Below are 19,528 nucleotides of genomic sequence, written 5' to 3' on the forward strand. Positions count from 1 at the left end.
GCACCGCTCTCGACCGGGTCCGGTCGAGTGCCCCCACGCTTGTCGCTTCGTGCCCGGGATATCATGCTGCCGTTCGGAAACGTCTCACTCCCCTTTACCCTGAACGACAGTGATCGCGAGGCGGTCAGTTCCGGAAACGATCCACGGGGAAACCAATCGCGTCCTCCCCGTCTCAGCGGCCCTGCCGCCCGTGCCCGTCCGACTCCGATCTCGACCGATGCGCGCCTTCTCGCCATCGCCAGCGAGCATCTCGCCCGCCTCGGGCCGAAACGCGTCACCGTCGTGGCGGTGGCGGCGGAGGCCGGCATGACGCACGCCAACGTCTACCGCTACTTCCCCTCGAAGGACGCGCTGCTCGATGCGGTGGCGGGGCGCTGGTTGCGCGAGCTGGAAACCGAACTCGCCGACATCGCCGACGCGCCGGACCCGGCCGACGACAAGATCGAGCGCTTCCTCGGTGCGCTGGCCACGGCGCAGAGCGAGATGCTGGTGCGCGAGCCGCACCTGTTCGCCGTCCATCTCGACGCCGCCGTCGCGGCCCGCCCGATCGCCCGGCGCCACCGGGTGCGCCTGCGGGCCTTGGTGGAGCGAATCGTCGAGGAGGGGATCGGCACCGGCGTGTTCGCCGCCCGCGATCGGGAACGGGCGATCGCCGTGATCTTCGATGCCAGCTACCGCTTCACCCATCCGGTCGCGATCCAGCACGATTCGGACGTGCCGCGCGACCTGCTCGACGCCCGCCTCGGTGCGGTGATCCAGTCGATCCAGCGGGCGCTGCGCACCGGTACGTTCTGAGAACGGCATTGCGATGCGAAGTGGGCATTCCGGTTCGAATGACAGACACGAAGTTGTGTCACGGACACTTCGTCGGCCGTGCGGCGGCGGGCGGATGCGCAGCAAACTATTGATTTAAATCAGTTTCTATCACGGGTCGGTTGCTCGTTCGCTTTTCGCGGGCTGGCCCGACACCTGCTTACCTCCCCTTTGGTCGGGTTGATGCCCTGTGGCTTTTCGGCCAAACACCGGCCGCATCAGCGTTGATCGGCAAAGGTTCGGCCGCACCGCAGCATTCACGAGACCGGGGCAGGACCGAACCGTCACGAATTACGACCGGAGGCGAGACCACCCATGGCACGCAGCAAGATCGCCCTCATCGGCGCCGGACAGATCGGCGGCACGCTGGCCCATCTCGCGGGCCTGAAGGAATTGGGTGATGTCGTGCTGTTCGACATCGTCGACGGCGTGCCGCAGGGCAAGGCGCTCGACATCGCCGAATCCGCCCCCGTCGACGGCTTCGATGCCAAATATGCGGGCGCCAGCGACTATTCCGCGATCAAGGGCGCCGATGTGGTGATCGTCACCGCGGGCGTGCCGCGCAAGCCCGGCATGAGCCGCGACGACCTCATCGGCATCAACCTCAAGGTGATGGAAGCCGTCGGCGCCGGCATCAAGGAGCATGCTCCCGACGCGTTCGTCATCTGCATCACCAATCCGCTCGACGCGATGGTGTGGGCGCTGCAGAAGTTCTCGGGGCTGCCGGCCAACAAGGTCGTCGGCATGGCCGGCGTGCTCGATTCCGCCCGGTTCCGCCACTTCCTCGCGGAGGAGTTCAAGGTCTCGGTCGAGGACGTGACCGCCTTCGTGCTCGGCGGCCACGGCGACGACATGGTGCCGCTCACCCGCTACTCGACCGTGGCCGGCGTGCCGCTGACCGACCTCGTCAAGCTCGGATGGACCACCCAGGAGAAGCTCGACGCCATGGTCGAGCGCACCCGCAAGGGCGGCGGCGAGATCGTCAACCTGCTCAAGACCGGCTCGGCCTTCTACGCCCCGGCGGCCTCCGCCATCGCCATGGCCGAGAGCTATCTCAAGGACAAGAAGCGGGTCCTGCCCTGCGCCGCCTATCTCGAGGGCCAGTACGGCGTCGACGGCCTCTATGTCGGCGTGCCGGTGGTGATCGGCGAGAACGGCGTGGAGCGCGTTCTCGAAGTGACCTTCGACGACGACGAGAAGGCGATGTTCGAGAAGTCGGTCGGCGCCGTGAAGGGCCTGATCGCCGCCTGTCAGGGCATCAACGAGAAGCTGGCCTGAGCCAACGCCATCCGGCCGGAGACCGGGCGGCGGGAGGGCCGCCCGCCGCGCCTTATCACTTGCCCGTCCGACGAGGGTCCCGATGAACATCCATGAATATCAGGCCAAAGCCGTCCTGAAGGAGTTCGGCCTGCCCGTCTCCCGCGGCGTGGCGATCTTCAAGCCGGAAGAGGCGGAAGCCGCGGCGAACGAGCTCGGCGGTCCGGTCTGGGTGGTGAAGAGCCAGATCCATGCGGGCGGCCGCGGCAAGGGCACCTTCAAGGGCGCGCCCGAGGGCGCCAAGGGCGGCGTGCGCGTCACCAAGTCCATCGACGAGGTGAAGCAATTCGCCTCCGAGATGCTCGGCCAGACGCTGGTGACGATCCAAACTGGCCCCGCCGGCAAGCAGGTCAACCGCCTCTATATCGAGGAAGGCGCGGCCATCGCCGCCGAATTCTACCTGTCGATGCTGGTCGATCGCGAGACCGGACAGGTCGCCTTCGTGGTCTCGACCGAGGGCGGCATGGACATCGAGCAGGTCGCCCACGATACGCCCGAGAAGATCGTGACCTTCTCGGTCGATCCGGCCACCGGCATCATGCCGCATCACGGCCGCGCGGTCGCCAAGGCTCTCGGGCTTTCCGGGCCGCAGGCCAAGGAAGCGGGCGAACTCACCAACAAGCTCTACGCGGCCTTCACGGCCAAGGACATGAGCATGCTGGAGATCAACCCGCTGGTCCTCACCGGCGACGGCCATCTCAAGTGCCTCGACGCCAAGATCTCGTTCGATTCGAACGCGCTCTACCGGCACCCGGAGATCGTGGCACTCCGCGACGAGACGGAAGAGGACGCCAAGGAGATCGAGGCCTCCAAGTACGACCTCGCCTATATCGCCCTCGACGGCACCATCGGCTGCATGGTCAACGGCGCGGGCTTGGCCATGGCCACCCTCGACATCATCAAGCTCTACGGGGAGGAGCCGGCGAACTTCCTCGACGTGGGCGGCGGCGCCTCGGAGGAGAAGGTCACGGCGGCGTTCAAGATCATCACCGCCGATCCGCAGGTGAAGGGCATCCTCGTCAACATCTTCGGCGGGATCATGAAGTGCGACGTCATCGCCCGCGGCGTGCTCGCGGCGGTGAAGGCGGTCGGCCTCGAAGTGCCGCTCGTCGTGCGCCTGGAGGGCACCAACGTCGAGGAGGGCAAGGCGATTATCCGCGGCTCGGGCCTCAACGTCATCCCCGCGGACGATCTCGACGACGCCGCGCAGAAGATCGTCGCCGCGGTGAAGAAGGGCTGAGCTGACCGATGTCCATTCTGATCGACAAGAACACGAAGGTCATCTGCCAGGGCTTCACCGGCAAGAACGGCACCTTCCACTCCGAGCAGGCCATCGCCTACGGCACCAAGATGGTCGGCGGCACCTCCCCGGGTAAGGGCGGCTCGACCCATCTCGGCCTGCCGGTGTTCGACACCGTCGCCGAGGCCCGCGAGGCCACCGGCGCCGACGCCTCCGTCGTCTACGTGCCGCCGCCCGGCGCCGCGGACGCGATCTGCGAGGCGATCGCGGCGGAAATCCCGCTGATCGTCTGCATCACGGAGGGCATTCCGGTGCTCGACATGGTGCGGGTGAAGCGCGCGCTCGAGGGCTCGAAGTCGCGGCTCATCGGCCCGAACTGCCCCGGCGTCGTCACCGCGGGCGAGTCGAAGATCGGCATCATGCCGGCCAACATCTTCAAGCCGGGCTCCGTCGGCATCGTCTCGCGCTCCGGCACGCTGACCTACGAGGCGGTGTTCCAGACGACCGTCGAGGGCCTGGGCCAGACCACCGCGGTCGGCATCGGCGGCGATCCTGTGAAGGGCACCGAGTTCATCTCGATGCTGGAACTGTTCCTGGCCGACGAGAAGACCCAGTCGATCGTGATGATCGGCGAGATCGGCGGCTCGGCGGAGGAAGAGGCGGCGCAGTTCCTGGCCGACGAGGCCAAGCGCGGGCGCAAGAAGCCGATGGTCGGCTTCATCGCCGGCCGCACGGCGCCTCCGGGCCGCCGCATGGGCCATGCCGGCGCGATCATCTCCGGCGGCAAGGGCGGCGCCGAGGACAAGATCGCGGCGATGGAGGCGGCGGGCATCCGCGTGTCGCCGTCGCCGGCGCGGCTCGGCCGCACCCTCGTCGAAGTGCTGAAGGGTTGAGCACCTCTGTAACCGGGTTCCGCGCGGCTGTGTTGCACCGCACGCAAACGCGCGCCACCCATATGAACGAGATCGTCGGGGCGCATCCGTGCCCCGATTCCATCCGGAGGCGCGACGCGGGGCTCTAGGCTCCGCGACCGACGGCGCGCCGGATCGGACTTGGACCGTGGCCGCCCGCACGACGCGCGGGCCGCCCGAGCGGACAGGACAGGCAGCCATGGCACGCCAGGACGCGAACGAAGCGCTTCTCGAAACCTCCTTCCTCTACGGCGCCAACGCCGCGTGGATCGAGGAGCTTCAGGCGGCCTATGCCCGCGATCCGAATTCGGTCGATCCCCAGTGGCAGAAATTCTTCGCCGAACTCGGCGAGGACGACGCCCTGGTCAAGAAGAATGCCGAGGGTGCCTCCTGGGAGAAGCCCAACTGGCCGGTGCCGCTGAACGGCGAGATCGTCTCCGCCCTCGACGGCAATTGGGGTGCGCTCGAGAAGGCCCTCGGCGAGAAGATCCAGGCCAAGGCGCAGCCGGGCAAGCCCGGCGACTCGGCCAAGGGCGCGGCGATCGTGGCCGCGACCGGCGTCTCGGTCGAGCAGGCGACCAAGGATTCCGTGCGCGCGATCATGCTGATCCGCGCCTACCGCATGCGCGGCCATCTTCACGCCAAGCTCGACCCGCTCGGCCTCGCCCCCCGCGGCGACCACGAGGAGCTGCACCCGCAGCATTACGGCTTCCAGGAGAGCGACTGGGATCGCAAGATCTTCCTCGACAACGTGCTCGGCATGGAATTCTCGACGATCCGCGAGATCGTCGGAATCCTGGAGCGCACCTACTGCCAGACGCTCGGCGTCGAGTTCATGCACATCTCCGATCCCGAGGAGAAGGCATGGATCCAGGAGCGCATCGAGGGCAAGGACAAGGAGATTTCCTTCACGCCCGAGGGGCGCCGGGCCATCCTGAACAAGCTCATCGAGGCCGAGGGCTTCGAGAAGTTCCTCGATCTCAAATATACCGGCACCAAGCGCTTCGGCCTCGACGGCGGCGAGGCGATGGTCCCGGCGATGGAGCAGATCATCAAGCGCGGCGGCGCGCTGGGCGTCGAGGAGATCGTGCTCGGCATGGCCCATCGCGGCCGGTTGAACGTGCTGACCAACGTGATGGCCAAGCCCTTCCGGGCGGTGTTCCACGAGTTCAAGGGCGGCTCGTCCTCGCCGGCCGAGGTCGAGGGGTCGGGCGACGTGAAGTACCATCTCGGTGCTTCCTCCGATCGCACCTTCGACGACAACAACGTCCACCTCTCGCTCACGGCGAACCCCTCCCACCTCGAGATCGTCGATCCGGTGGTGCTGGGGAAGGTGCGGGCCAAGCAGGACCAGAAGGCCAAGCCCAATGTCGAGCGCCGCAGGGTGCTGCCGCTGCTGATCCACGGCGACGCGGCCTTCGCCGGCCAGGGTGTGGTGGCGGAGTGCTTCGGCCTGTCCGGCCTGAAGGGCCACCGCACCGGCGGCTCGATCCACTTCATCATCAACAACCAGATCGGCTTCACCACCGATCCGCGCTTCTCGCGGTCCTCGCCCTACCCGTCGGACGTGGCGAAGATGGTCGAGGCGCCCATTTTCCACTGCAACGGCGATGATCCCGAAGCGGTGACCTTCGCGGCGAAAGTCGCGACCGAGTACAGACAGAAATTCGGCAAGCCGGTCGTGATCGACATGCTGTGCTACCGCCGCTTCGGCCATAACGAGGGCGACGAGCCGGCCTTCACCCAGCCGAAGATGTACCAGCTCATCCGGAAGCATCCGTCCGCGCTGGAGACCTACGGCAAGAAGCTCGTCGCGCAGGGCGACCTGTCTCAGGAGCAGCTCGACGCCCGCAAGGCCGAGTTCCGCGCCATGCTGGAGAGCGAGCTCGACGTCGCCGGCGGCTACAAGGCCAACAAGGCCGACTGGCTCGACGGGCGCTGGTCCGGCTTCAAGGCGGTGCGCGAGGACGTGGACGATCCCCGCCGCGGGCGCACCGGCGTGCCCGCCGAGACCCTGCGGGACATCGCCAAGCGGATCACCACCCCCCCGCCCGGCTTCCACCTGCACCGCACGATCCAGCGCTTCTTCGACAACCGTTCCAAGGCGGTCGAGACGGGCGTCGGCATCGATTGGGCGACGGCCGAGGCCCTCGCCTTCGGCTCGCTCCTGACCGAGGGCCACCGGGTGCGCCTGTCCGGCCAGGACGTGGAGCGCGGCACCTTCTCGCAGCGCCACGCCGTGGTGATCGATCAGGAGAACGAGCAGCGCTACACGCCGCTGAACTCGGTGAAGGAAGGTCAGGCGATCCTCGAGGTCATCAACTCGATGCTCTCCGAGGAAGCGGTGCTCGGCTTCGAGTACGGCTACTCGCTCGCCGAGCCGAACGCGCTCGTGCTGTGGGAGGCGCAGTTCGGCGACTTCGCCAACGGCGCGCAGGTCGTCATCGACCAGTTCATCTCGTCCGGTGAGCGCAAGTGGCTGCGCATGTCCGGCCTCGTGCTGCTGCTGCCGCACGGCTACGAGGGCCAGGGGCCGGAGCATTCCTCCGCCCGTCTGGAGCGCTATCTGCAGATGTGCGCCGAGGACAACATGCAGGTCGCCAACTGCTCGACGCCGTCGAACTACTTCCACATCCTGCGCCGGCAGCTGAAGCGCGACTTCCGCAAGCCGCTGGTGCTGATGACGCCGAAATCGCTCCTCCGTCACAAGCGGGCGGTGTCGAAGATCGAGGACATCGCCGAGGGCTCGACCTTCCACCGCATCCTGTGGGACGACGCCGAGCAGGACGAGTCGGGCGTGAAGCTCGTGCGCGACGACAAGATCCGCCGCGTCGTGCTCTGCTCCGGCAAGGTCTATTACGATCTCTACGACGAGCGGGAGAAGCGCGGCGTCAACGACGTGTACCTGATGCGCGTCGAGCAGCTCTACCCGTTCCCGCTCAAGGCGCTCGCCACCGAGATGACCCGGTTCCGCAACGCCGAGGTGGTGTGGTGCCAGGAGGAGCCCAAGAACATGGGCTCTTGGACCTTCGTCGAGCCCTATCTCGACTGGGTGCTGGGACAGGCGGGCTCCGCCTCGAAGCGGGCGCGTTATGTCGGACGCCCGGCCTCGGCTTCGACCGCCGTCGGCCTGATGTCGAAGCACCTCGCCCAGCTCCAGGCCTTCCTCAACGAGGCCCTGGCGAACTGACGGGTCGGAACGCACGGGCCAAAGGCGATGCCCTACTTCCTCCTCCGATTGACCCCGCCGCGTCCGAGCTTCCCGTTCGACGCGACGGAGGCGGAGAAGGCGCTGTTCTCCGAGCACGCGGCCTACTGGATCGCGCGAGCGGGGGAGGGGAGGGCGATCGCGGTGGGCCCGGTGTTCGAGCCCGACAGCACCTGGGGGCTCGCGCTGGTCGAGGCCGAGGACGAGGCCGGCGCGCTGGCCCTCGGCGCCGACGATCCCGTCATCGCGGCCCGTGCCGGTTTCGCCTACGCGGCGGCGCCCGTCCCCTCCCTGATCCTGCGGCAGCCGTGAGCATCCCTTGAGGCCCGCTTTTCCCTCATCCCGATCCTGACAGGAGGCCCCCGAAGAGGGGGCGCGAACAGAGCATGGCAACCGATATCCTCGTCCCGACGCTCGGCGAATCCGTGAGCGAGGCCACGATCGGCCGCTGGTTCAAGAAGCCCGGCGACACCGTCGCCGCGGACGAGCCCTTGGTGGAACTCGAGACCGACAAGGTCACGCTCGAGGTCAATGCCCCGGCCGCGGGCCAGCTCGGCGAGATCCTGGTCAAGGACGGCGAGACGGTGGAGCCCGGCGCCGTGCTGGGCTCGATCGTCGAAGGCGGCAAGGGCGCCGGCTCGTCGGAGCCCAAGTCCGAGGCCAAGGCTGCGCCGAAGAGCGCGGAGCCCGCCGAGACCAAGGCCGAGGCGCGTCAGGAGACGGGCGAAGCCAACTCCGCCAAGGCCGAGAAGCCGGCTCAGGAATCCTCCGCTTCCTACGGCAGCCACGGCGATGCTCCGCCCGCCGCCGCCGGACGCGGGGCCGATGCGAGCGGCCCGGCGGTGGCCAAGCTCGCCCGTGAATCGGGGGTCGATCCGGCCTCCCTCAACGGCAGCGGCAAGGACGGGCGCGCCACCAAGGGCGACATGCTCGCCGCCATCGCCAAGGGCGGTTCTTCGAGCGGCGACAAGGCGCCGGCTCAGCAGGCGAAAGCCCCGCCGCCCCCGCGCGCCCCGTCCGCTCCGGACGACGCCGCCCGCGAGGAGCGCGTGCGGATGACGAAGCTGCGGCAGACCATCGCCAAGCGTCTCAAGTCCGCCCAGGACACGGCGGCGATGCTGACCACGTTCAACGACGTGGACATGGGCGCGGTGATGGCTCTGCGCAGCCAGTACAAGGACGTGTTCGAGAAGAAGCACGGGACGAAGCTCGGCTTCATGGGCTTCTTCACCAAGGCGGTGATCGGCGCGCTCAAGGACGTGCCGGCGGTCAACGCCGAGATCGACGGGCAGGACCTCGTCTACAAGAACTACTACCATATCGGCATCGCCGTCGGCACCGATAAGGGCCTCGTCGTTCCGGTGGTGCGCGACGCCGACGACCTGTCGATTGCCGGCATCGAGAAGAAGATCAGCGGGTTCGGCAAGAAGGCGCGCGAAGGAAAGCTTTCCATCGAGGAGATGCAGGGGGGCACCTTCACCATCACCAACGGCGGCATCTACGGCTCGCTGATGTCGACCCCGATCCTCAACGCCCCGCAATCGGGCATTCTCGGCATGCACCGCATCGAGGAGCGGCCGGTCGTTCGCAACGGCAAGATCGAGGCGCGGCCGATGATGTATCTGGCCCTGTCCTACGACCACCGCATCGTCGACGGGAAGGAGGCCGTGACCTTCCTCGTGCGGGTGAAGGAAGCGCTGGAGGATCCGGCGCGCCTTGTCCTCGATCTCTGAGATCGACCGATCGGCGGCGCTCTACGATGCCGACGATTGCCATCGTCGAGGGCGTGCGGGTGGTGATCTACCATAAGGATCACGTTCCACCGCACCTGCACGTCTTCTTCGGAGGTAAGGAGGCGTTGGTCTCGATCGCGACGGGGGAGGTGCTGCACGGCACGCTGCCCCGTCCGAAGATGAGGGCAGTGCAGCGCTGGCTGGAGAACAACCGCGATCAGGTCGCCTATATTTGGGATGAGATTCAGGCCGGTCGCTACGACGGAGGCATGATCTGATGAAACTGCATCGCTTCGCCTCGGTCGAGGCACTGGGCTACCCCGTCATCCGCGTGACCTTCGACGATAGGCTGAGCGGTACGCTCGACTTCTCGGATGAGATCGCCACGGGCCCAATCTTCGCTCCGCTGAAAGATCGAGATTTCTTCAAAACCGTGGCGCTCGGTGAGCACGGGCATACGTTCGGCTGGCGCCTCGATGAACCCGGCCACGAGATCGACTTCTGTCCGACTGCGACGCGCACCCGCATCGAGACGCAAATGGTCGAGGAGATGGCCGCCCGCTTCCGTGCGCGGCGTACCGCCGCCGAATGAATCCTCTAGACCAGGAAACACATGTCCTACGATCTCGTCGTCATCGGCACCGGCCCCGGGGGCTATGTCTGCGCCATCCGCGCGGCCCAGCTCGGGCTGAAGACCGCCGTGGTCGAGAAGCGGGCGACCCATGGCGGCACCTGCCTCAATGTCGGCTGCATCCCGTCCAAGGCGCTGCTGCACGCCTCCGAGGCGTTCGAGGAAGCCAACAAGCATTTCGGTGAGCTCGGCATCGATGTCGGCACGCCGAAGCTCGATCTGACGAAGATGCAGGCCTTCAAGCAGGGCGGAGTCGACGGCAACACCAAGGGCGTCGAGTTCCTGCTCAAGAAGAACAAGGTCGACAGCTACCACGGCCGCGGCCGCATCGCCGGCGCGGGCCGCGTCGAGGTGATCTCTGACGACGGCGGCAACCAGATGCTCGAGACGAAGAGCATCGTCATCGCCACCGGCTCGGACGTGACGCGGCTGCCCGGCGTCGAGATCGACGAGAAGACCGTCGTCTCCTCCACCGGCGCCCTGGAACTCGCTCAAGTCCCGAAGAAGCTGGTGGTGATCGGCGCGGGCGTGATCGGCCTCGAACTCGGCTCGGTCTGGCGTCGGCTCGGCGCCGAGGTGACCGTGATCGAGTATCTCGACCGCGTCCTGCCGGGCATGGACGGCGAAGTCGGCAAGCAGTTCCAGCGCATCCTGGCCAAGCAGGGCATGACCTTCAAGCTCTCGACCAAGGTCACCGGCGTCGCCGTGGCCGATAAGGGCGCGACGGTCACCGTCGAGCCCGCCCAGGGCGGCGAGGCGGAAACGATCGAGGCCGACGTGGTTCTGGTCGCGATCGGCCGGGTCCCCTATACCGAGGGGCTCGGGCTGGAGACCGTCGGTGTCGCGACCGACGAGAAGGGCCGCGTTCAGACCGACAGCCACTACGCCACCAACGTCACCGGCATCTACGCCATCGGCGACGTGATCGCCGGGCCGATGCTCGCCCACAAGGCCGAGGACGAGGGCGTGGCATTGGCCGAGATCCTCGCCGGCCAGTCGGGCCACGTGAATTACGGCGTGATCCCGAACGTCGTCTACACGTTCCCGGAGGTCGCCTCGGTCGGCAAGACCGAGGAGGAGCTCAAGAAGGACGGGATCGCCTACAAGACCGGCAAGTTTCCCTTCACGGCCAATGGCCGCGCCAAGGCCAACGGCACCACGGACGGTTTCGTGAAGATCCTGGCCGATACCGAGACCGATCGCGTGCTCGGGGTCCACATCGTCGGGGCCGATGCCGGCAACCTGATCGCCGAGGTCGCCGTGGCGATGGAGTTCGCGGCGTCCGCCGAGGACATCGCACGAACCTGCCATGCCCACCCGACCCTGACCGAGGCGGTGAAGGAAGCCGCGCTCGCCGTCGACAAGCGCGCGATCCACGTCTGAGCGCAGAGCGTTCCGGAGCCGGCATGGCCGGTACCGGAACGTCTTCCCCGGCGTCTCGGCATCGCCAAGTCACCATTGTATGGTTTCATACAATGGTGACTTGGCGAAATGCTGTTTTAGTTCCCTGGCATCCGGTTCAATTTTTCATTCGTGGGTGCGTGACTTTGCATCGTTGACCGGTTGTCTCCATAGCCTTTACCCGTGGAACGACCTCCGGCATCGTCGGATTGAGAGGCGAACCGGCCCCCGAGGGTCGCGACCCGCGGGAATTCCGACACGATGCCCTCCTCACCCGAGAAGCCGAAGACGCCCGGCAAAAATCCGTCGGTCTCCGGCAGCGGGCCGTCCGGCGTCGTCGATCAGCACCACGACATCTTCTTCGCCGCCGTCGAGACGACGCGGATGCCGATGATCGTGACCGACCCCCATCAGCCGGACAATCCGATCATCTTCGCCAACCGCGCCTTCGTGCGCATGACGGGCTACACGGTCGAGGAGCTGATCGGGAGCAATTGCCGCTTCCTGCAGGGGCCGGACACCGATCGCGATACGGTCTCGGAGGTGCGCGAGGCGATTGCCGAACACCGCGAATTCGCCACCGAGATCCTGAATTACCGCAAGGACGGCTCCTCATTCTGGAACGCGCTGTTCGTCTCGCCGGTCTTCAACCGTCAGGGTGATCTGGTCTACTTCTTCGGCTCGCAGCTCGACGTCTCACGCCGCCGCGACGCGGAGGAATCCCTCTATCAAGCGCAGAAGATGGAGAGCCTCGGCCAGCTCACCGGCGGCATCGCCCACGACTTCAACAATCTGCTGCAGGTCGTGTCCGGCCACAACGAGGTGATTCTCGCCCAACTCGAGCGCCCGGAGATCGACCCGGTGCGGTTGCGGCGGGCCGGGGAGGCGGTGCGGGCGGCGACCGATCGGGCCGCCAAGCTCACGCATCAACTGCTGGCCTTCTCGCGCAAGCAGCGCCTCGAAGGGCGTCTCCTGAATCTCAACGGCCTCGTCGAGAGCATGAGCGAGATGACCGGCACGACGCTCGGCGAGACGATCGTGCTCAAGAGCGTTCTGGCGCCCGATCTCTGGACGACCCGGATCGACCCGACTCAGGCCGAAGTCGCGCTGCTCAACGTGCTCATCAACGCCCGCGACGCCATGCCGGACGGCGGCACCGTCACGGTCCGCACCGAGAATCTGCTGATCGAGGACGACGACGCCGCCCTCTACAAGACGGTGCCGCGCGGCGCCTACGTCGTCGTGTCGGTGACCGATACCGGCACCGGCATGCCGCCCGAGATCCTCAAGCGCGTCATGGAGCCGTTCTTCACCACCAAGGGGGAGGGGAAGGGCACCGGGCTCGGGCTCGCCATGGTCTACGGCTTCGCCAAGCAGTCGGGCGGTTCGGTCAAGCTGTATTCCGAGGTCGGCCACGGCACCACCGTGCGGATCCTCTTTCCCGCCTCCGACCAGAAGGTCGACGAGGAGCGTCTGCCGACCCAGCGCGCGGCCGACCGGCACGGCACCGAGACCGTACTCGTCGTGGACGACCGGCCGGACGTGGCCGCCACGGCCGGCACGATCCTGGAGGATTTCGGCTACAAGGTCACCGTCGTCGACGGCCCGAAGGCGGCGCTCGAAGTGCTCGACGGCGAGGCGCGCATCGACCTCCTGTTCACCGACCTGATCATGCCCGGTGGCATGAACGGCGTGATGCTGGCGCGCGCCGCCCGCGAGCGGCAGCCGAAGATCAAGGTGCTGCTCACCACGGGCTATGCCGAGGCCTCCCTGGAGCGCACCGATGCGGGCGGCACCGAGTTCGAGATCATCAACAAGCCCTACAAGCGGATGGAATTGGCCCGCCGGGTGCGCCGGGTGATCGACGGTCCGACCGGCGTCGGCTGAGGCCGGTCGCGCTGCGGATGCTGACGCGTCTTGTCACGGGCGTCCTGGCGCTGCTGCTGGCGCTGCCCGCGGGCGTCCTCGTCTTCGCCGGCGGAGCCCTGCTCGATCCGGCGCTGCGTGACGCGTTCGGTCGCCTCGGCCTCGCCGGACTTCTGGTAGGCTTCACCGACCTCGTGGCCGGGCTCCCGCCGGACATGGCCACCGCGATGCTGGCGATCCTGGCCCAGGCGCTCGCCCTTCTCCTCGCGCTGCCGCCGCTCCTGACGGCGGCGATCGGTGAGATTCTCGGTCTGCGCTCGCCGTTCTGGTACGGCGGCGCCTGCGCCGCGCTGACGGCCGCCTTGCCCTGGCTCGCCCGCGGTGCCGTCCCCCCACCCACCGGTGCGGCGGCCGTCGCCGAAGCGCGACTCTCGATTCTCCTGCTCGCGACGGGCGCGGCTTCCGGCTTGGTCTATGGGCTGATCGCCGGCCGAACCGCGGGCGCGCATCGCCGGCCGGACGGGGTCTGACGCATTTTTAGGGTGGACAGCCGCCCGCCAAGTCGTAGAACCAGAACGCGCAACGCTCCGCCCGCCTCCGGGCCACCGGCGGAGCTTGCCGGTGCGGGCGTAGTTCAGTGGTAGAACGTCAGCTTCCCAAGCTGAATGTCGTCGGTTCGATCCCGATCGCCCGCTCCAATCAAATTTACCAGTCAGACCAATCGTTTGGCTCGCATGCAGGGCTCGTCAGAAGCTAGCTGCAAACTCCGGCCGTACAACCTTCGTACAACGAATGGAATGAGCCGGCCGCCCCAAAGCGGTGATTCATTCGTGCGAGTGGCGGCGCTTGTTGCGCGTCATATGCGAAGGAACGGAGAGCCTCCGTTTGCGATTCAACTGCCTCCCCGCCGTCCTCATTGAAGGAGTCGACTAGGACTCCGCTTGAGGCGGACAAGCCCTCTCGGAAGGAATGGATCGGTTCTGATCACCCGACGCCGAGGCCGACAGATCCTAGTTGAGGCAGGTAAGTGCATGCAGGCCCGAATCGAAGCCGCCCTGGATGAACTAGAACAAGCCTACCGCAGGCCGAGCGAGCGCATCGTGGCGCTGGAAGAGGTCCTGCAAGCCGTTGCCCGCGACCCCAGGACAGACGACATACCCTTCGGCCGGTTCGTGCAGACAAGCATTGAGCTCCACCAAGAGAGGCTTGCACACCAAGTTGCCTGTGCCCGCGGAGCGGATATCAATGAGGGGCCTGAACCTCTGGCTCGGTCTGCCGATCCTTCTTTTTTCGGCGCAGCTTGGCTGCCCTTACTGGGTCGTCCTCATCCCCACACCGCTCTGCCAAGGCGAAGCTGTGCAGTTCGCTGTGATCGCCGCTCTGGCTTTCGGCTAGCGCATAGAAGGCCGCCCGGATGACCTCCTTCTTGGTCGCCTCAGGGTACTTCTCGCGCACGGCAGCCAGGAGCGCCTTGGGTTTCATGCCGCTGGTAGCGACCCTGCGCAAGGTATTCGCGAGTTCTTCAATCGAGGCCATATCGCACCTGTTGCCCCTAGCACCGCCTCGGCGGCGTGGTGTTCTTTCGACGAGCTAGTCTAGCATGACACTCCGATGACGGCTCGTCTGGAGGGATTGTGGCTGAAGTGACACGATCGCAAGCGCCCCGATCGCGTATGATGAATGCAGTTCCTTCCTGAGACCCGGAACCCACTCACGGCGCGTCGTGGCCTCTGCCGCACGCGCCGTTTACATGTCTCAGGCGCAGCCGCCGGACGCTCTTTCTAAGCTGATGTCGGCAGCCACGACCCCGCCCCGATCGATTACCGCTTCACGAAGCCGATGTCGGCGGCCACAGCCTTGAGCCGGTCCGGTTCCCGCTCTCTCCGTTCGCTGTATCGGTCGACGAGGTAGTCGGCCCGCTCGCGGGTCAGCAGCGTGAACTTCATTAGCTCCTCGCACACGTCCACCACGCGCTCGTAGAGCGGCCCCGGCTTCATCCGGCCGGCGTCGTCAAACTCCTTGTAGGCCATCGGCACCGACGACTGGTTCGGGATCGCGATCATCCGCATCCAGCGGCCGAGCACGCGAAGGGCGTTCACCGCGTTGAAGCTCTGCGAGCCGCCGGACACCTGCATCACAGCCAAGGTGCGGCCCTGGGTCGGGCGCACGCTGCCCTCAGACAGCGGCAGCCAGTCGATCTGGCTCTTCATCACGCCAGTGAGATTGCCGTGCCGCTCCGGCGAGACCCAGACCTGGCCTTCGGACCAGATCGAAAGCTGCCGCAGTTCCTGCACCTTCGGATGGTCCGCCGTCGTGTCGTCGGGCAGCGGTAGGCCGTGGGCGTCATAGATCTGCACCTCGCCGCCCATGGCTTCCAGCAGGCGGGCGGCCTCGTAGGCGAGCAAGCGGCTGAACGAACGCTCGCGCAAGCTGCCGTAGAGGATCAGGAAGCGGGGCGCGTGGGTGAACGGCTGCGCCGGGTGCAGCCGTTCCACTGCGGGCACCTCGAAATGCGTCTCTGAGAGGTTCGGCACTCCATCGTTGAACGGCTGCTGGGGCTTGTCCAAGGCAGAGCTTTCATCTACGTTTCAATAATAATTGAGATACTGCATCAATGATGGACAGCACGCAAGCCGTGGCGGCGTTTGCCGCCCTCGGACAGGAATACCGCCTGAGCATCGTGCGCGCCCTCGTCACCGCTGGGCCGGACGGCTTGGCGGCCGGCGTGCTGGCCGGCGAGGTCGGCGTGTCCAGCACCAACCTATCCTTCCACGTCAAGGAACTGAGCCGTGCCGGGCTGATCCAGTCCCGGCGGGACGGGCGCTCGATCATCTACAGTGCGACTTATCCGGCGCTGTCCGACCTGATCGCCTTCCTGATGCGCGACTGCTGTCAGGGACGGCCGGAGGTCTGCACCCCGGCGGTGGAAGCCCTGGTGGCCTGCTGCACCCCCACCGGAGACGTCGCCCATGCCTGATCGCATCTACAACGTGCTGTTTCTGTGCACCTGCAACTCGGCCCGCTCGATCCTGGCCGAGGCCATGCTGAACAAGGACGGTCAGGGGCGCTTCCGGGCGTTCTCCGCCGGCAGCCAGCTTAAGGGGCAGCCGCACCCGCTGGCGCTGCAAACCCTGCAGGAAACCGACTATTTCACCGAGGGCCTGCGCTCGAAGAGCTGGGACGAGTTCGCCGCGCCGGGGGCGCCGCAGCTCGATTTCGTGTTCACCGTTTGTGACAACGCAGCCGGCGAGGCCTGCCCCTTGTGGCCGGGCCAGCCGGTCACGGCGCACTGGGGTATCGAGGATCCGGCTGCGGCCGATGGCTCGGAGATCGAGCGCAAGCGGGCCTTTGTGACCGCACAGCGCTACCTCAAGAACCGTATCACGGCCTTCGTCGCCCTGCCGCTCCGAAGCCTCGACCAAGTGGCGCTCTCGTCCAAGGTCCGCGAGATCGGCCAGTTGGCCGGCACCACGTCGCCCCGGCCGGAGGTCGCGTGATGGACGTGGTGATCTACCACAACCCGGCCTGCGGCACCTCGCGCAACACCCTGGCGATGATCCGCAACGCCGGCATCGAGCCGCACGTGATCGAGTACCTGAAAACCCCTCCTGCGCGGGCGCTGCTGGTGCAGCTCCTCGCGCGCGCCGGCCTGGCGGTGCGCGATGTGCTCCGGGAAAATGGCACGCCCTACGCGGAGCTGGGTCTGGGCGATCTGGCGCTGACCGATGACCAGCTGCTCGACGCGATCGAGGCGCATCCGATCCTGCTCAACCGCCCGCTGGTGGTCACGCCCAAGGGCGTCGCACTGTGCCGGCCTTCCGAGGCCGTGCTGGATCTCCTGCCGGCGCAACAGGGCGAGTTCGTGAAGGAGGACGGTGAGCGGGTCGTGGACGAGCACGGCCGACGCGTCGCCACCGCCTGAGCCTCAATCCAACCGATAAAAAGAAACGATCCCGATGCTCGCGCTTGCCATTTTCCTCGTCACCCTCGTTCTCGTCATCTGGCAGCCCAAGGGGCTCGGGATCGGGTGGAGCGCCCTGGCCGGCGCGGCCGTCGCCCTCGCCACGGGGGTGATCCATCCCGGCGATATTCCGGTGGTCTGGCATATCGTCTGGGACGCCACGTTCACGTTCGTGGCGCTGATCATCATCTCGCTGCTGCTCGATGAGGCCGGGTTCTTCCACTGGGCGGCCCTGCACATCGCCCGCTGGGGCGGCGGCCGGGGCCGGCTGCTCTTTCCGCTGGTGATCCTGCTCGGGGCCGCCATCGCGGCGGTGTTCGCCAACGACGGCGCGGCGCTGCTGCTGACCCCCATCGTCCTGGCGATCCTGCTGCACCTCAAGTTCCCCCCGGCGGCGGCGCTGGCGTTCATCGTCGCCTGCGGGTTCGTGGCCGACTCGACCTCCCTGCCGCTGGTGATCTCCAACCTCGTGAATATCGTCTCGGCCAACTACTTCGACGTGACGTTCGGGCGCTACGCCGCCGTGATGGTGCCGGTGAACCTGGTCTCGCTCCTCGCCACGCTGGTGGTGCTGTGGGCGTATTTTCGGCACGACGTGCCGGCGACCTACCCGGTCGGCGAGCTGGAACCGCCTCGAGACGCGATCCGCGATCCGGTGGTGTTCAAGGCGGCCTTTCCGCTGCTCGGCATGCTGCTGCTCGCCTACTTCATCACCGCGCCGTTCGGCGTGCCGGTCTCGGTCGTCACCTGTGCCGGCGCGGCGGTGCTGCTCGGCCTGGCGCTGCGCGGGCGGGTCATTCCGATCCGCAAGGTGCTGACCGGCGCGCCCTGGCAGATCGTGCTGTTCAGCCTCGGCATGTACCTCGTGGTCTACGGCCTCAGGAACGCCGGCCTGACCGACGAGCTGGCCAACGGCCTGGTCTGGTTGGGCGGGCAGGGGCCGTGGGTTGCCACTGTCGGCACCGGTTTTGCGGCGGCCATCCTGTCCTCGGTGATGAACAACATGCCGAGCGTGCTGATCGGAGCGCTGTCGATCCAGCAGGCCCCGGATCTCACACCTTTGACCCGCGAGCTGATGGTCTACGCCAACGTGATCGGCTGCGATCTCGGCCCGAAGTTCACGCCGATCGGCAGCCTGGCGACCCTGCTCTGGCTGCACGTGCTGGCCAGTAAGGGCCAGCGCATCACGTGGGGCCAGTACATGAAGGTCGGCCTGGTCATCACGCCGCCGGTGCTGCTGGTCTCGCTGCTGGCGCTGGCGGCCTGGCTGCCCGTGCTCGGGACGCAGTAGCCTGGTGGGCCGGGACAGGCGCTGGCCGGTGATCTCAGCCCTGGGTGTGGTGCAGATCCTCGCCTGGGGCTCTTCGTTCTATCTGCTCGGCGTCCTCGCCGCGCCGATTGCGGCGGATACCGGCTGGCCGCTCGCCTGGATCTTCGGCGGCTTGTCCCTCGGCCTGCTCACTGCCGGCCTGGTCTCGCCGCAGGTCGGCCGTATAATCAGCGAGCGCGGTGGCCGGCCGGTCCTGGCAGTCGCGGCCGTACTCCTCGCCTCCGGCCTGGTCGTGCTCGGCCTAGCGCCGGCTCTGTGGGTGTTTCTAGCGGGCTGGTTGCTGCTGGGCCTCGGAATGGGCTGCGGGCTGTATGACCCGGCCTTCGCCACCCTCGGCCGCCTCTACGGCGCCGAGGCGCGTCCGGCGATCACCACCCTGACCCTATGGGGCGGGTTCGCCAGCACGGTGAGCTGGCCGCTGTCGGCGTTCCTGCTCGATCAAGGCGGCTGGCGCTGGGCCTGCTTTGTCTATGCCGGCCTACAGCTCGTAGTGTCGCTGCCGCTGATCCTCGGCCTGATCCCACCGGCACCGGTCCGACCGGCGTGGGCGAACGACGGCCCGGCACCCGTGGTCGCCCTGGCGCCCAAGGAACGCCGGCCGTTCCTGCTAATGGCCGGCGTGCTGATCCTCGGCGGCGGGGTGATGAGCCTGCTCTCGGCGCATGTGCTGACGTTGTTGCAGGCGCGGAGCGTCCCACTGGCCTCGGCCGTCACGTTCGGCGCGCTGATTGGGCCGTCCCAGGTCGCCGCCCGCATCGTCGAGATGTCGTTCAAGGGCCGGCATCACCCGCTGTGGACCCTGACAGCGGCGATGAGCTTGGTCGCGCTCGGTGTGACGCTGCTGGCCTTTGAACTGCCGCTGGTCGCCCTTGCACTGATCCTCTACGGCGCCGGCAACGGGATCTACTCGATCGCGCGGGGCACCGTGCCCTTGGCGCTGTTCGGCCCAGAGCGCTACGCGCCGCTGCTCGGCCGACTGGCGCGGCCGGGTCTAGTCGCGCAGGCTCTAGAGGCTGTTATGGATCTATCGGCTGGACGGCTCAGATGATGGGTCATGAGCCAGTCCCGGAAAGCCTACCCGTCTGATGTGTCCGACGACGAATGGGCGTTGGTCGCC

19 protein-coding genes and 1 tRNA gene are annotated in these 19,528 nt (G+C 67.1%); 18 read left to right on the top strand and 2 right to left on the bottom strand.

The annotated features are described in order from the left end of the window. Positions 1 to 63 precede the first annotated feature (63 nt). The 13 genes from MFF26_RS03180 (at position 64) to MFF26_RS03240 (ending at position 13,818) form a co-directional block, all read left to right on the top strand. Positions 64 to 795 (top strand): TetR family transcriptional regulator, encoded by a 732-nt coding sequence (locus MFF26_RS03180; protein ID WP_137830490.1) that lies wholly within the window; start codon positions 64 to 66, stop codon positions 793 to 795. A 333-nt stretch (positions 796 to 1,128) separates the two neighbouring features. Beyond that, a complete protein-coding gene (gene mdh / locus MFF26_RS03185; RefSeq protein ID WP_137830489.1) occupies positions 1,129 to 2,091 on the top strand; it encodes a malate dehydrogenase in 963 nt (320 codons plus the stop codon). Between the two features lie 82 nt (positions 2,092 to 2,173). Continuing rightward, entirely contained in the window at positions 2,174 to 3,370 is a 1,197-nt protein-coding gene (sucC, locus tag MFF26_RS03190) for an ADP-forming succinate--CoA ligase subunit beta (RefSeq protein WP_137830488.1), read from the top strand. 8 nt (positions 3,371 to 3,378) lie between these two features. Further along, positions 3,379 to 4,263: a succinate--CoA ligase subunit alpha gene (gene sucD / locus MFF26_RS03195; RefSeq protein WP_137830487.1), complete on the top strand. Its 885-nt coding sequence runs from the start codon at positions 3,379 to 3,381 to the stop codon at positions 4,261 to 4,263. A gap of 217 nt (positions 4,264 to 4,480) precedes the next feature. Next, a complete protein-coding gene (locus MFF26_RS03200) occupies positions 4,481 to 7,471 on the top strand; it encodes a 2-oxoglutarate dehydrogenase E1 component (protein WP_137830486.1) in 2,991 nt (996 codons plus the stop codon). 27 nt (positions 7,472 to 7,498) lie between these two features. Then, positions 7,499 to 7,801, top strand: a complete 303-nt coding sequence (locus MFF26_RS03205; protein ID WP_137830485.1) for a YciI family protein — start codon at positions 7,499 to 7,501, stop codon at positions 7,799 to 7,801. A gap of 74 nt (positions 7,802 to 7,875) precedes the next feature. Beyond that, positions 7,876 to 9,222 (top strand): 2-oxoglutarate dehydrogenase complex dihydrolipoyllysine-residue succinyltransferase, encoded by a 1,347-nt coding sequence (gene odhB / locus MFF26_RS03210; RefSeq protein ID WP_137830484.1) that lies wholly within the window; start codon positions 7,876 to 7,878, stop codon positions 9,220 to 9,222. Between the two features lie 26 nt (positions 9,223 to 9,248). Continuing rightward, positions 9,249 to 9,500: a DUF4160 domain-containing protein gene (locus MFF26_RS03215; RefSeq protein ID WP_137830483.1), complete on the top strand. Its 252-nt coding sequence runs from the start codon at positions 9,249 to 9,251 to the stop codon at positions 9,498 to 9,500. Then, positions 9,500 to 9,814 (top strand): DUF2442 domain-containing protein, encoded by a 315-nt coding sequence (locus tag MFF26_RS03220; RefSeq protein ID WP_137830482.1) that lies wholly within the window; start codon positions 9,500 to 9,502, stop codon positions 9,812 to 9,814. The genes MFF26_RS03215 and MFF26_RS03220 overlap by 1 nt, the downstream gene beginning before the upstream one ends. A 21-nt stretch (positions 9,815 to 9,835) precedes the next feature. After that, entirely contained in the window at positions 9,836 to 11,236 is a 1,401-nt protein-coding gene (lpdA, locus tag MFF26_RS03225; protein ID WP_137830481.1) for a dihydrolipoyl dehydrogenase, read from the top strand. 279 nt (positions 11,237 to 11,515) lie between these two features. After that, complete coding sequence (locus MFF26_RS03230) at positions 11,516 to 13,141, top strand: hybrid sensor histidine kinase/response regulator (protein ID WP_137830480.1); 1,626 nt, start codon at positions 11,516 to 11,518, stop codon at positions 13,139 to 13,141. A gap of 17 nt (positions 13,142 to 13,158) precedes the next feature. After that, positions 13,159 to 13,650 carry a hypothetical protein gene (locus MFF26_RS03235; RefSeq protein ID WP_137830479.1) on the top strand — a complete coding sequence of 164 codons (492 nt, stop codon included), beginning with the start codon at positions 13,159 to 13,161 and terminating at the stop codon, positions 13,648 to 13,650. 93 nt (positions 13,651 to 13,743) lie between these two features. After that, positions 13,744 to 13,818, top strand: a tRNA-Gly gene (locus MFF26_RS03240). 544 nt (positions 13,819 to 14,362) lie between these two features. Here the strand turns inward: MFF26_RS03240 and MFF26_RS03245 are convergent. Then, positions 14,363 to 14,656, bottom strand: coding sequence for a hypothetical protein (locus MFF26_RS03245; RefSeq protein WP_238307442.1), 294 nt, complete (start codon positions 14,654 to 14,656; stop codon positions 14,363 to 14,365). Positions 14,657 to 14,940: 284 nt separating this feature from the next. After that, the gene (gene arsH / locus MFF26_RS03250; protein WP_137830857.1) at positions 14,941 to 15,687 is read right to left on the bottom strand and encodes an arsenical resistance protein ArsH; all 747 of its coding nucleotides are present in this window, start codon (positions 15,685 to 15,687) and stop codon (positions 14,941 to 14,943) included. Positions 15,688 to 15,737: 50 nt separating this feature from the next. Between arsH and MFF26_RS03255 the strand changes: the two genes are divergently transcribed. Genes MFF26_RS03255 through MFF26_RS03275 form a run of 5 tightly spaced genes read left to right on the top strand, consistent with a single transcriptional unit; the run spans position 15,738 to position 19,459 of the window. Further along, entirely contained in the window at positions 15,738 to 16,097 is a 360-nt protein-coding gene (locus MFF26_RS03255; protein ID WP_444543612.1) for an ArsR/SmtB family transcription factor, read from the top strand. Continuing rightward, entirely contained in the window at positions 16,090 to 16,617 is a 528-nt protein-coding gene (locus tag MFF26_RS03260) for an arsenate reductase ArsC (protein ID WP_137830855.1), read from the top strand. The genes MFF26_RS03255 and MFF26_RS03260 overlap by 8 nt, the downstream gene beginning before the upstream one ends. After that, complete coding sequence (arsC, locus tag MFF26_RS03265) at positions 16,617 to 17,042, top strand: arsenate reductase (glutaredoxin) (RefSeq protein WP_137830854.1); 426 nt, start codon at positions 16,617 to 16,619, stop codon at positions 17,040 to 17,042. Before MFF26_RS03260 ends, arsC begins: the two co-directional genes overlap by 1 nt. Before the next feature lie 34 nt (positions 17,043 to 17,076). Then, complete coding sequence (locus MFF26_RS03270; protein WP_137830853.1) at positions 17,077 to 18,372, top strand: arsenic transporter; 1,296 nt, start codon at positions 17,077 to 17,079, stop codon at positions 18,370 to 18,372. Positions 18,373 to 18,400: 28 nt separating this feature from the next. Beyond that, complete coding sequence (locus MFF26_RS03275) at positions 18,401 to 19,459, top strand: MFS transporter (protein ID WP_238307443.1); 1,059 nt, start codon at positions 18,401 to 18,403, stop codon at positions 19,457 to 19,459. The last annotated feature ends 69 nt before the right edge of the window (positions 19,460 to 19,528 follow it).

This window comes from Methylorubrum suomiense (genome assembly GCF_022179765.1).
GTDB lineage: Bacteria > Pseudomonadota > Alphaproteobacteria > Rhizobiales > Beijerinckiaceae > Methylobacterium > Methylobacterium suomiense.

What these genes read in the sequence shown, in the direction of transcription:
- MFF26_RS03180 (WP_137830490.1), top strand. Translation starts at nt 64, where the DNA reads ATGCTGCCGTTCGGAAACGTCTCACTCCCCTTTACCCTGAACGACAGT.
- mdh (WP_137830489.1), top strand. Translation starts at nt 1,129, where the DNA reads ATGGCACGCAGCAAGATCGCCCTCATCGGCGCCGGACAGATCGGCGGC.
- sucC (WP_137830488.1), top strand. Translation starts at nt 2,174, where the DNA reads ATGAACATCCATGAATATCAGGCCAAAGCCGTCCTGAAGGAGTTCGGC.
- sucD (WP_137830487.1), top strand. Translation starts at nt 3,379, where the DNA reads ATGTCCATTCTGATCGACAAGAACACGAAGGTCATCTGCCAGGGCTTC.
- MFF26_RS03200 (WP_137830486.1), top strand. Translation starts at nt 4,481, where the DNA reads ATGGCACGCCAGGACGCGAACGAAGCGCTTCTCGAAACCTCCTTCCTC.
- MFF26_RS03205 (WP_137830485.1), top strand. Translation starts at nt 7,499, where the DNA reads ATGCCCTACTTCCTCCTCCGATTGACCCCGCCGCGTCCGAGCTTCCCG.
- odhB (WP_137830484.1), top strand. Translation starts at nt 7,876, where the DNA reads ATGGCAACCGATATCCTCGTCCCGACGCTCGGCGAATCCGTGAGCGAG.
- MFF26_RS03215 (WP_137830483.1), top strand. Translation starts at nt 9,249, where the DNA reads ATGCCGACGATTGCCATCGTCGAGGGCGTGCGGGTGGTGATCTACCAT.
- MFF26_RS03220 (WP_137830482.1), top strand. Translation starts at nt 9,500, where the DNA reads ATGAAACTGCATCGCTTCGCCTCGGTCGAGGCACTGGGCTACCCCGTC.
- lpdA (WP_137830481.1), top strand. Translation starts at nt 9,836, where the DNA reads ATGTCCTACGATCTCGTCGTCATCGGCACCGGCCCCGGGGGCTATGTC.
- MFF26_RS03230 (WP_137830480.1), top strand. Translation starts at nt 11,516, where the DNA reads ATGCCCTCCTCACCCGAGAAGCCGAAGACGCCCGGCAAAAATCCGTCG.
- MFF26_RS03235 (WP_137830479.1), top strand. Translation starts at nt 13,159, where the DNA reads ATGCTGACGCGTCTTGTCACGGGCGTCCTGGCGCTGCTGCTGGCGCTG.
- MFF26_RS03245 (WP_238307442.1), bottom strand. Translation starts at nt 14,656, where the DNA reads ATGGCCTCGATTGAAGAACTCGCGAATACCTTGCGCAGGGTCGCTACC.
- MFF26_RS03255 (WP_444543612.1), top strand. Translation starts at nt 15,738, where the DNA reads ATGGACAGCACGCAAGCCGTGGCGGCGTTTGCCGCCCTCGGACAGGAA.
- MFF26_RS03260 (WP_137830855.1), top strand. Translation starts at nt 16,090, where the DNA reads ATGCCTGATCGCATCTACAACGTGCTGTTTCTGTGCACCTGCAACTCG.
- arsC (WP_137830854.1), top strand. Translation starts at nt 16,617, where the DNA reads ATGGACGTGGTGATCTACCACAACCCGGCCTGCGGCACCTCGCGCAAC.
- MFF26_RS03270 (WP_137830853.1), top strand. Translation starts at nt 17,077, where the DNA reads ATGCTCGCGCTTGCCATTTTCCTCGTCACCCTCGTTCTCGTCATCTGG.